Here is an 11,220-nt window from a genome sequence, read left to right on the forward strand (position 1 = left end):
AAACGCCTGCAGACCGCCTACGACGTCGTCATCCTCGACCGCTACGTCGCGTCCAACGCCGCCTACAGCGCCGCGCGGCTGCACCAGGACGCCGACGGTGAGGTCGTCGAGTGGGTGCGCGTGCTGGAGTACGAACGGCTCGCGCTCCCGCGACCGGACGCCCAGGTGCTGCTCGCCGTCCCGACCGAACTCGCCGCCCAGCGCGCCGAGCACCGCGCCAACACCGAGGCCGACCGGGCCAAGGACGCCTACGAGCGTGACGGCGGGCTGCAGCAACGCACCTCCGACGTCTACGCCGGGCTGGCCGCCGCGCACTGGTGCGGGCCCTGGACGGTGGCCGGACCCGACGTCGACGCCGCGGCCCTGGCCGCCGAACTGGACGCTCGGTAGGCCCGTTCGGGCACATTCGCCGGTCAACACGCGAAACGCGCCGTGTGGTAGCCGGGGTTTATCGCAATTCGGTGACACCATGGACTCCATGAGGCAAAGGATTCTGGTTGTCGACGATGACCCGTCGCTCGCCGAGATGCTCACCATCGTGCTGCGGGGGGAAGGTTTCGACACCGCGGTCATCGGTGACGGCACCCAAGCGCTGACCGCGGTCCGCGAACTGCGGCCCGATCTGGTGCTGCTGGACCTGATGCTGCCCGGTATGAACGGCATCGACGTCTGCCGGGTGCTCCGTGCGGACTCCGGCGTGCCGATCGTCATGCTGACCGCCAAGACGGACACCGTCGACGTGGTGCTGGGCCTGGAGTCCGGCGCCGACGACTACGTCATGAAGCCGTTCAAGCCCAAGGAACTCGTCGCGCGCGTTCGGGCGAGGTTGCGGCGCAACGAGGACGAGCCGGCCGAGATGCTCTCCATCGGCGATGTCGACATCGACGTGCCCGCGCACAAGGTCACCCGGCAGGGCGAACAAATCTCGCTGACCCCGCTGGAGTTCGACCTGTTGGTGGCCTTGGCGCGCAAACCACGCCAGGTGTTTACTCGAGATGTGCTACTCGAACAGGTGTGGGGTTATCGGCACCCCGCGGACACCCGTTTGGTGAACGTGCATGTCCAGCGGCTGCGGGCGAAGGTCGAGAAGGACCCCGAGAACCCCCAGGTGGTGCTCACCGTTCGAGGAGTGGGATACAAGGCCGGACCCCCGTGACAGGCACGGCTCGGCCGTGGTCGTGATCTCGACCGCACGGCGGTCGCCGTGGTGACCACCCGGCGGGCGCCGTGATCTTCAGTTCCAGACGACGCATCCATCGTCGTTCGGCGCCGTTGGTGCGCGGACTGGGCGCGTTGGGGCGGGCAATCAGCCTCGCCTGGCGGCGGTCTCTGCAGCTGCGCGTCGTCTCGTTGACGTTGGGCCTGTCGCTGGCCGTCATCCTCGTGCTCGGTTTCGTGCTGACCAGTCAGATCACCGACCGCATCCTCGAGGTCAAGGTGCGCGCGGCCACCGAACAGATCGACCGCGCGCGCACCACCGTCAGCGGAATCGTCGGCGGTGAGGAGACCCGCTCGCTCGACAGCAGCCTGCAGTTGGCGCGCAACACGCTGATCGATCGCAGCGCCGACGCCGAACCGGGCCTGGCGGGCACATTCGACGCGGTTCTGGTGGTGCCCGGCGACGGGCCCCGCGCGGCGACCGCGGCCGGTCCCGTCCAGCAGGTGCCCGACACTCTGCGCGACTTCGTCAAGGCCGGTCAGGTCAGCTACCAGTACGCGACCGTGCACACCGACGGCTTCTCCGGTCCCGCGCTGATCGTCGGTAGCCCCACGTCGTCGCCGGTGACGAATCTCGAGTTGTACCTGATCTTTCCATTGAACAACGAAGAGTCGACGATCGCGCTGGTCCGCGGGACGATGGCGACCGGCGGCGTGGTCCTGCTCGGCCTGCTCGCCGCGATTGCGTTGCTGGTGGCGCGCCAGATCGTGCTTCCGGTGCGGTCCGCATCGCGCATCGCCGAGCGGTTCGCCGAAGGTCACCTCACCGAGCGCATGCCGGTGCGCGGCGAGGACGACATGGCCCGCCTGGCCGTCTCGTTCAACGACATGGCCGAGAGCCTGCACCGCCAGATCACCCAGCTCGAGGAGTTCGGCAACCTGCAGCGGCGGTTCACTTCCGATGTCAGCCACGAACTGCGGACACCGTTGACCACGGTGCGCATGGCCGCCGACCTGATCTACGACCACAGCGAGGACCTCGACCCGGCGCTGCGCCGGTCCACCGAGCTGATGGTCAGCGAGCTCGACCGCTTCGAGACGCTGCTCAACGACCTGCTCGAGATCTCCCGCCACGACGCCGGCGTCGCCGAGCTGTCGGTCGAGTCGCTGGATCTGCGCTCGACGGTGCAGAGCGCGCTGGACAACGTCGGACACCTCGCGGCCGACGCCGAGGTCGAGCTCATCGTCGACATGCCCACCAAGGAAGTCATCGCCGAGGTCGACCCGCGCCGCGTCGAGCGCATCCTGCGCAACCTGATCGCCAACGCCATCGATCACGCCGAACACAAGCCGGTGCGCATCCGGATGGCCGCCGACGACGACACCGCCGCCGTCACCGTCCGCGACTACGGGGTCGGGTTGCGACCCGGCGAGGAGAAGCTGGTGTTCAGCCGGTTCTGGCGGTCGGATCCTTCGCGGGTGCGGCGTTCCGGCGGCACCGGTCTGGGCCTGGCGATCAGCATCGAAGACGCCCGTCTGCACCAGGGCAGGCTCGAGGCGTGGGGCGAACCCGGCAAGGGCGCCTGCTTCCGCCTGACGTTGCCGCTCGTGCGCGGGCACAAGGTGACGACCAGTCCGCTGCCGTTGAAACCCGTTGCGCCGGATGAACCTCCGCCCCGCAATCGCGATCGTGAGCCCGCGCAGGAGTCCGTGTGAGAAGCGTGCTGGCGGCCCTGAGCCTGCTGGCCTTGGTTCTGACGGGTTGTGCAGGTGTGCCCAGCTCGTCGTCGCCCCAGGCCATCGGAACCGTCGACCGGCCCGCCCCGCCCAGCCTGCCCAAGCCGACGCCGGGCATGGATCCCGATGTGTTGCTGCGCGAATTCCTCAAGGCGACAGCCGATCCCGCGAACCGGCATCTGGCCGCGCGGCAGTTCCTCACCGAATCCGCCTCGCAGGCTTGGGATGACGCGGGCAGCGCGCTGCTGATCGACAACGTGGTCTTCGTCGAAACCCGCGGCCCGGACCGGGTCTCGGTGAGCATGCGCGCCGACATCCTCGGCTCGCTGTCGGACATGGGGGTGTTCGAGACGGGGGAGGGCGCGCTGCCCGACCCCGGCCCGATCGAACTGATCAAGACGCCCGACGGCTGGCGCATCGACAAGCTGCCCAACGGCGTCTTCCTCGATTGGCAACAGTTCCAGGCCACGTACCGCCGCAACACGCTGTACTTCGTCGACCCCACGGGCAGCACCGTCGTGCCGGACCCGCGCTACGTCGCGGTGTCCGATCCCGACCAGCTGGCCACCGAACTGGTCAGCAAGCTCATCGCCGGTCCTCGACCGGAGATGGTCAAGACCGTCCGCAACCTGTTGGACCCGCCGCTGAAGCTGCGCGGCCCGGTCACCCGCGCCGACGGCGGCAAGATGGGCGTCGGCCGCGGATACGGCGGGGCCCGCATCGATCTGGACAACCTGTCGACCACCGACCCGCACAGCAGGCAACTGCTTGCGGCGCAACTCATCTGGACCCTGTTCCGCGCCGGCGTCAACGGGCCGTACGTGATCAACGCCGACGGCGCCGCACTCGACGACCGGTTCGCCGACGGCTGGGAGACCTCCGACGTGGCGGCCACCGACCCCGGTGCCGCCTCCGGCGTCGCGGCCGGGTTGCACGCGTTGGTGGGCGGTTCCCTTGTCGCCCTTGACGGTCAGCGGGCGCCGCGGGTGCCGGGCCCGTTCGGGCAGATGCCGGGCCAGACCGCCGCGGCGGTCTCGCGCAGCGGGCAGGAGGTCGCGTCGATCGTCACGCTGCGCCCGGGCGCACCCGACACCTCGTCGACGATGTGGGTGGGGGCGTTGGGCGGCAACGCGTCTCAGGTGTTGGACGCGAGAAGCCTGTCGCGCCCGAGTTGGGCGCTCGACAACGCGGTGTGGGTGGTGATCGACGGCAACAACGTCGTGCGTGTCATCCAGGATGCCTCGGGCCAACCGGCGCGCATACCGGTCGACTCCACGCCGGTGTCGAGCCGGTTCCCGGGCGTGATCACCGAATTGCAGCTGTCGCGCGACGGCACCCGCGCGGCGCTGGTCATCGACGGCCAGGTGATCCTCGCCGGTGTCGAGCAGACGCCGGGCGGGGGCTACGCGCTGACCTATCCGCGACGGCTGGGATACGGGTTGCGCAACACGGTGGTGTCGCTGTCGTGGCGCACGGGCGACGACATCGTGGTCAGCCGAACCGATCCGCAGCATCCGGTGTCGTACGTCAACCTCGACGGCGTCAACTCCGACGGCCCGAGCCGCAACCTGCTGATGCCGGTCACCACGGTGGCGGCCAACCCGTCGACCGTCTACGTCGCCGATGCCCGCGGGGTCGTGCAGTTGTCGGGTTCGGTCGCCGAGGACGATCCGGCGTGGGCCGAGGTGCGCCCGCTGCTGGTGCCGGGCGCCGAACCGGTCCTGCCGGGCTGACCGGCGTTCGTCGAGTTCTGCGCCAGGGTTCAACCTCGTCAAGTCAGGTCGACGTAACCCCTGGAATGCGGCCTTCGCGAAACGCTTCGACGAAGTGACGGTGGTCCTCGCGCACGATGGCGGCGTATTCCAGCCCGAAGGTCACGAGGTCGGCCGAGAACTCGTCGATGTGATCGCCGATGACCGCGTCGATCGCCTCCTCTGTCTGGAACTCGACCACGTCCTGGTCGCTGTCAGCGTCTCCGACGCAATGCACCTTGGCAACCGCCCGGCCGAGCTGCGCGATCACTTCGGCCAATTCATCCGGCTCGGTCAACTCGCTCCAATCGAGATCCGCCTCGTACGGCGATATCTCGCTGACCACGAAGCCGACATCGTCGATGTCGGTGTAGCCGAGAAGTGGATCGGCGTGTGCCTGCAGCGCGCGTTGGGACACCGCGGTTCGGTGGCCGTGGTGCAGGAAGTGCCGCCCTAGACCGTCGTCGTCCACGACGCGGCTGGGCGCGGCGACATTGCCCTGCTTCATGGACAGCACGGCGTCGTTGTCCAACGCCTCGTTGAACCCCTCGATCAGGACTGTGTAGGTGGGAAGGCCGGCGCTGCCGATACCGTGGCCCGTCTTGCCGATCATATCCTTGATGTCGTACGTGATCCCTTGGAACCGTTTGGTTTTCGGAATGGTCTCGAGATATTTGACGAACGCGGTCTCGACCTTCTCTCGTTCAGCGGCCTCGAGCCTTCGGACCCCCGCGGCTTCTCGAAAACGCCGGTCCCAGTCGGCGACCGCGGTGAGCCGGTCCAACATCTCAGCCCTCGTCGACAGTCGCGCACTCTGCAAGGCGGACAGGACGGCTCCGCGTGCTGTGTCGAGATTCAGCGAGAAGCTCGCGTCGTTTTCGGCGGTGAGGAACCACCGCACCTGGTCGATGTACGACCGCGCGAATGTGTCGATCAGCCTGCCGATTTCGTGATCCGACAGCGCCTTCTGCCAGCACATCAGCGAGACACTGGTTGCGAACCGTTGCAAATCCCAGGTGAAGTGACCGATGTAAGCCTCGTCGAAGTCGTTGACGTCGAAGATCAGCTTCCCCGACCCGTCCATATAGGTACCGAAGTTTTCGGTGTGCAGGTCGCCCTGGATCCATACCCGGCTCGTGCGCTCATCGGCCCAACGATCTTCGCGCTTGGCGATGTCGGCGTAAAAGACGCACGCACTTCCGCGGAAGAAGGCGAACGGCTCGGCGGCCATCTTTCGGAACTTCGTCCGGAATGCGTCCGAATCGGCCGTCATCAGATCGGCGAACGCATTCACCAGGCAATCGACGATCGAAGACTCCCGCTGGTCCTGCATGCGCACGGTGTACCCGTATCGCGATGTCACCGATCATCGCCACACTGACCGCATGCTCGACCTCGTGCTCCCGCTGCAGTGCGGCGGTTGTGGCGCACCATCGACGCGGTGGTGCGCGGCCTGCGCCTCGGCGCTGGCGGTCAGGGCCGAGGACCCGCATCTCGTCTTGCCCCGCCTGGACCCTGGCGTGCCGGTGTTCTCGCTCGGCCGTTACGCGGGGCCCCGGCGGACCGCCGTCATCGCACTCAAAGAACACGGCCGCACCGACCTGATCCGGCCGCTGGCCGACGCCGTGGGGACCGGCGTGGCGCACCTGCTCACCTGGGGTCTTCTCGACGTCCCGTTGACGCTGGTGCCCGCGCCCACCCGCCGGTCGTCGGCCCGGCGGCGCGGCGGTGACCCGGTGACGCGGATGGCCCGCGCAGCGGTCGCCGACCTGCCGGGCGTGACCGTCGTACCCGCGCTGCGCACGCGCGCGTTCGCGGCGGATTCGGTCGGGCTGTCCACCGGTGATCGGCAGCGCAACATCGCCAGCCGGGTCAAGGTCGTGCGGCCCGTGGCGGGCGAGGTGCTCGTCGTCGACGACATCGTGACGACCGGCGCGACGGCCGCCGAATCCGTTCGCGTGCTGCGCACCACTGGGGCTCGCGTGGCCGCCGTGCTGGTTGTGGCAAACGCGTGAGGGCCGCCGCGACCGGCCATATATCAGACCGAGGTGAAGAACTGGAAACAGGTACCGAGATTCACTGGCACTACCGGGTGAACGCGGCTACCGTCGGCAGCAACACCCGTGAATGACTCACGGCCGGCGCTCAAGATCGAAGCGCCAGCATCGCCGACGCGGTAGGAGGTGAGTAGACGACACCTTGCACCGGCGAGCGGCAAGACATGCAAAGCCCCGTCGGTGCGGATCCCACGACAACCCGGGCACGCTGATGCGTGCGGACGCCGAAGAAACGAGTTGCCAAGCATGTCAAGCCAATCCCTGGACTCCCGCACGATGGTGATCGAGGACGAAACGCCCGAACCTCGACCGCACGCCGAGGTCGCGGTCACCGGCCGAAACGTCGAGATCCCCGACCACTTCCGCAAGTACGTCGCAGAGAAACTGTCACGCCTGGAACGATTCGACCGCACGATCCATCTGTTCGACGTCGAGCTCGACCACGAGCGCAACCGGCGTCAACGCAAGAACTGTCAACACGTGGAGATCACCGCTCGCGGCCGCGGCCCCGTGGTCCGCGCCGAAGCCTGCGCCGACAGCTTCTACGGCGCCATGGAGTCGGCGGTGGACAAGCTCGCAGAGCGACTGCGCCGCGCGCGCGACCGCCGCAAGATCCACTACGGCGACAAGACCCCGGTGTCGGTGGCCAAGGCCACGGCGGTCACCCCGCAACCCGAGCCCGCACCGGCCGAACACGACGGCGCGGCGCTCGAGGAGCACGAGCCCGGTCGCATCGTGCGGGTCAAGGAACACCCGGCCACCCCGATGACCGTCGACGACGCGCTGTCGCAGATGGAACTGGTCGGCCACGACTTCTTCCTGTTCCACGACAAGGAGACCGACCGGCCGTCCGTCGTCTACCGCAGGCACGCCTACGACTACGGCTTGATTCGGCTCGCCTGAGCCGGTGGCTTGATTCGGCTCGCTTGAGCCGGTGGCTTGATTCGGCTCGCTTGAGCCGGCCCGGTCCGGCTCACCCGAGCCGGGCGGGGCCGCGATTTTGCCTGGCCCGACGTAGCTTGGCCGGGTCGGGGCGCGTGTCACCTACCATGGGTTCAGCTCAAGACTTCCAACCCATAGGGGAACTAGCGTGCTGCAAAAGTTGCTGCGTCTCGGCGAGGGCCGCATGGTCAAGCGCCTCAAGGGGGTGGCCGACTACGTCGACTCCCTGGCCGGCGATGTCGAGAAGCTGACCGACGCTGAACTGCGGGCCAAGACCGACGAGTTCAAGAAGCGCGTCGACAACGGCGAAAGCCTCGACGACCTGCTGCCCGAGGCGTTCGCGGTCGCGCGCGAGGCGGCCTGGCGGGTGCTGGACCAGAAGCCGTTCAAGGTGCAGCTGATGGGTGGCGCGGCGCTGCACTTCGGCAACGTCGCGGAGATGAAGACCGGTGAAGGAAAGACGCTGACCGGCGTACTTCCCGCCTATCTCAACGCGCTGTCCGGCAAGGGCGTGCACATCGTCACCGTCAACGACTACCTGGCCAGGCGCGACGCCGAGTGGATGGGCCGTGTGCACCGGTTCCTCGGCCTCAACGTCGACGTCATCCTGGCGCAGATGACGCCCGACCAGCGGCGTACGGCCTATGCCGCCGACATCACGTACGGCACCAACAACGAGTTCGGCTTCGACTATCTGCGCGACAACATGGCGCATTCGCTGGACGACCTGGTCCAGCGCGGGCACAACTTCGCGATCGTCGACGAGGTCGACTCCATCCTCATCGACGAGGCCAGGACCCCGCTGATCATCTCGGGCCCGGCCGACGGCGCCTCGCAGTGGTACACCGAGTTCGCCCGGATCGTGCCGATGATGGAGAAGGACGTCCACTACGAGGTCGACATCCGGAAGCGGACCGTCGGCGTGCACGAGCTGGGCGTCGAGTTCGTCGAGGACCAGCTGGGCATCGACAACCTCTACGAGGCGGCCAACTCGCCGCTGGTCAGCTACCTGAACAACGCGCTGAAGGCCAAGGAGCTGTTCCAGCGCGACAAGGACTACATCGTTCGCGACGGCGAGGTGCTCATCGTCGACGAGTTCACCGGCCGCGTGCTGGTCGGTCGTCGCTACAACGAGGGCATGCACCAGGCCATCGAGGCCAAGGAGCGCGTCGAGATCAAGGCCGAGAACCAGACGCTGGCCACGATCACGCTGCAGAACTACTTCCGGCTCTACGACAAGCTCGCCGGCATGACGGGCACCGCCCAGACCGAGGCGGCCGAGCTGCACGAGATCTACAAGCTCGGCGTCGTGCCGATCCCGACCAACAAGCCGATGATCCGCGCCGACCAGTCGGACCTGATCTACAAGACCGAAGAGGCGAAGTTCATCGCGGTTGTCGACGACGTCGCCGAACGCTACGAGAAGGGGCAGCCGGTCCTGATCGGCACCACCAGCGTGGAGCGTTCGGAGTACCTGTCGCGCCAATTCACCAAGCGCCGGATCCCACACAACGTGCTCAACGCGAAGTACCACGAGCAGGAGGCGTCGATCATCGCCGAGGCCGGCCGGCTGGGCGCGATCACCGTCGCGACGAACATGGCCGGCCGCGGCACCGACATCGTGCTGGGCGGCAACCCCGACTTCCTCACCGACAAGCGGTTGCGCGAGCGCGGACTGGACCCGGTCGAGACCCCCGAAGAGTACGAGAAGGCGTGGCACGAAACGCTGTCGCAGGTCAAGGCGGAATGCGCACGGGAGGCCGAGGACGTCATCGCCGCCGGCGGCCTCTACGTGCTGGGCACCGAACGCCACGAGTCGCGCCGCATCGACAACCAGCTGCGCGGCCGCTCCGGCCGCCAGGGTGATCCGGGTGAATCGCGGTTCTACCTGTCGCTGGGCGACGAGCTGATGCGACGGTTCAACGGCGCCACCCTCGAAGCGTTGTTGACGCGGCTCAACCTGCCCGACGACGTGCCCATCGAGGCGAAGATGGTGACCCGCGCGATCAAGAGCGCGCAGACGCAGGTCGAGCAGCAGAACTTCGAGGTCCGCAAGAACGTCCTCAAGTACGACGAGGTGATGAACAAGCAGCGCATGGTCATCTACGACGAGCGCCGCCGCATCCTCGAGGGCGAGAACCTCGCCGAACAGGCACGCAAGATGCTCGTCGACGTGATCACCGCCTACGTCGACGGGGCGACCGCCGAGGGCTACGCCGAGGACTGGGATCTCGAGCAGCTCTGGACCGCGCTCAAGCAGCTCTACCCGGTGGGCATCGACCACCATGACCTGATCGACTCCGACGCCGTCGGCGAGCCCGGCGAGCTGACCCGCGACGAGCTGCTCGAGGCGCTGATCGCCGACGCCGAGCGCGCGTACGCCGAGCGGGAGAAGCAGATCGAGGAGATCGCCGGCGAGGGTGCAATGCGCCAGCTGGAACGCAATGTGCTGCTCAACGTGCTGGACCGCAAGTGGCGCGAACATCTCTACGAGATGGACTACCTCAAGGAGGGCATCGGCCTGCGCGCCATGGCGCAGCGCGACCCCCTGGTCGAGTACCAGCGCGAGGGCTACGACATGTTCATCGGGATGCTCGAGGGGCTCAAGGAGGAGTCGGTCGGATTCCTGTTCAACGTGACGGTCGAGGCCGCGCCGCAGCCCACCGTCGCGCCCGTCGCCCCGCCGTCCGGTCTGAGCGAGTTCGCCGAGGCCGCCGCGGCGCGGGCGCAGGGTGGCGTCGCGACCAAGGAGCGGCCCGCGCCAACGGGTCTGCGCGCCAAGGGAATCGACGACGAGTCGCGACCGCTGACCTACAGCGGGCCGTCGGAGGACGGCTCGGCTCAGGTGCAGCGCTCGGGCAACGGCGGACCGGCGCGGCCCGCGGCGTCGGCCGGCGGTGGCACCCGCAAGCAGCGGCGTGAGGCCGCGCGCCAGCAGGCCCGCGAGCAGAAGGCGATGCGCCGCCGCTAAGGCTCGACGAGGGCGGCGATGCGACCCAGCGTGGCCCGCATCCCGTCCTCGGCCTGCTTGGGTGTCGAACCCATCTTGAGCATGAGGCGTTGCCGGTCCTCGGAGACGTCCCAGGTTTCGCGCACCAGCGTGCCGTCCGGCGCCGCTTCGAGTTCGTAGCGCCAGATGCGCCCGCCGATCAGCCCGAGCGGGCCCATCGTCGTCTTCCAGGCGATGCGGCGGTCCGGTTCGAACTCGACAACGGTGTTCGTGGTCCGGTACGGCAGGAACAGCGACTCGGGCCTGCCCCGCATCGCCATGCCGAATGTCGTTCCGGCGGAGAGTGGTTGGGACTTCCCAGCGGGCGCGTGACCGACGGTGCCCGAGCCGTCGAAGGCCGCATGGCGCCCGGCGTCGGCGAGCAACGCGAAGATCGCGGCCGCGGGCGCCCTGATGACACGCTCCACGCTGATCGAGTTTCCCTGCACGCCGAGCAGGCTAACGCTCAACCGATCTGCAGCGCGACCACCCGCCAGCGCTGACCGTCGAACGCGATCCGCGCCGCGATCGCGCGGATGCGCTGTCCGCGACTGTATGTGCCGAAAACCTCGGCGGCCGCACCGTC

General features: G+C 68.0%; 10 protein-coding genes. 7 read left to right on the forward strand and 3 right to left on the reverse strand.

The genetic code is table 11. From position 1 onward, the window contains the following. The 4 genes from A5698_RS11485 to lpqB all read left to right on the forward strand — a co-directional run. A partial coding sequence (locus A5698_RS11485) for a nucleoside/nucleotide kinase family protein (protein WP_502688907.1) occupies positions 1 to 390 on the forward strand: 390 nt, incomplete at its 5' end. A 79-nt stretch (positions 391 to 469) separates the two neighbouring features. Next, complete coding sequence (mtrA, locus tag A5698_RS11490) at positions 470 to 1,156, forward strand: two-component system response regulator MtrA (protein ID WP_059099010.1); 687 nt, start codon at positions 470 to 472, stop codon at positions 1,154 to 1,156. Positions 1,157 to 1,227: 71 nt separating this feature from the next. Further along, the gene (gene mtrB, locus A5698_RS11495) at positions 1,228 to 2,874 is read left to right on the forward strand and encodes an MtrAB system histidine kinase MtrB (RefSeq protein WP_067086755.1); all 1,647 of its coding nucleotides are present in this window, start codon (positions 1,228 to 1,230) and stop codon (positions 2,872 to 2,874) included. Positions 2,875 to 2,879: 5 nt separating this feature from the next. After that, entirely contained in the window at positions 2,880 to 4,628 is a 1,749-nt protein-coding gene (gene lpqB / locus A5698_RS11500) for an MtrAB system accessory lipoprotein LpqB (RefSeq protein ID WP_197500627.1), read from the forward strand. Between the two features lie 43 nt (positions 4,629 to 4,671). On the opposite strand, the gene A5698_RS11505 is transcribed toward lpqB, so the two are convergent. Next, positions 4,672 to 5,979, reverse strand: coding sequence for a DUF2252 domain-containing protein (locus A5698_RS11505; RefSeq protein WP_068296615.1), 1,308 nt, complete (start codon positions 5,977 to 5,979; stop codon positions 4,672 to 4,674). 52 nt (positions 5,980 to 6,031) lie between these two features. Here A5698_RS11505 and A5698_RS11510 point away from each other — a divergent pair, with 52 nt between their 5' ends. From A5698_RS11510 to secA, 3 genes are all read left to right on the forward strand, one after another. Beyond that, complete coding sequence (locus A5698_RS11510) at positions 6,032 to 6,661, forward strand: ComF family protein (RefSeq protein ID WP_068296624.1); 630 nt, start codon at positions 6,032 to 6,034, stop codon at positions 6,659 to 6,661. 318 nt (positions 6,662 to 6,979) lie between these two features. Beyond that, positions 6,980 to 7,606, forward strand: a complete 627-nt coding sequence (gene hpf, locus A5698_RS11515; protein WP_197506747.1) for a ribosome hibernation-promoting factor, HPF/YfiA family — start codon at positions 6,980 to 6,982, stop codon at positions 7,604 to 7,606. Between the two features lie 187 nt (positions 7,607 to 7,793). Then, entirely contained in the window at positions 7,794 to 10,616 is a 2,823-nt protein-coding gene (gene secA, locus A5698_RS11520; RefSeq protein ID WP_068296620.1) for a preprotein translocase subunit SecA, read from the forward strand. Here the strand turns inward: secA and A5698_RS11525 are convergent. Both A5698_RS11525 and A5698_RS29395 read right to left on the reverse strand, forming a co-directional pair. Continuing rightward, complete coding sequence (locus tag A5698_RS11525) at positions 10,613 to 11,083, reverse strand: SRPBCC family protein (protein ID WP_068296622.1); 471 nt, start codon at positions 11,081 to 11,083, stop codon at positions 10,613 to 10,615. The two genes, secA and A5698_RS11525, sit on opposite strands and share 4 nt — an antisense overlap. Positions 11,084 to 11,100: 17 nt before the next feature. Continuing rightward, on the reverse strand, positions 11,101 to 11,220 hold a 120-nt coding region (locus tag A5698_RS29395), incomplete at its 5' end, for an Rv3235 family protein (protein ID WP_231967381.1).

Origin of the sequence: Mycobacterium sp. E136 (genome assembly GCF_001666865.1) — a bacterium.
Taxonomy (GTDB): Bacteria; Actinomycetota; Actinomycetes; order Mycobacteriales; family Mycobacteriaceae; genus Mycobacterium.

What these genes read in the sequence shown, in the direction of transcription:
- mtrA (WP_059099010.1), top strand. Translation starts at nt 470, where the DNA reads ATGGACTCCATGAGGCAAAGGATTCTGGTTGTCGACGATGACCCGTCG.
- A5698_RS11505 (WP_068296615.1), bottom strand. Translation starts at nt 5,979, where the DNA reads ATGCAGGACCAGCGGGAGTCTTCGATCGTCGATTGCCTGGTGAATGCG.
- A5698_RS11510 (WP_068296624.1), top strand. Translation starts at nt 6,032, where the DNA reads ATGCTCGACCTCGTGCTCCCGCTGCAGTGCGGCGGTTGTGGCGCACCA.
- hpf (WP_197506747.1), top strand. Translation starts at nt 6,980, where the DNA reads ATGGTGATCGAGGACGAAACGCCCGAACCTCGACCGCACGCCGAGGTC.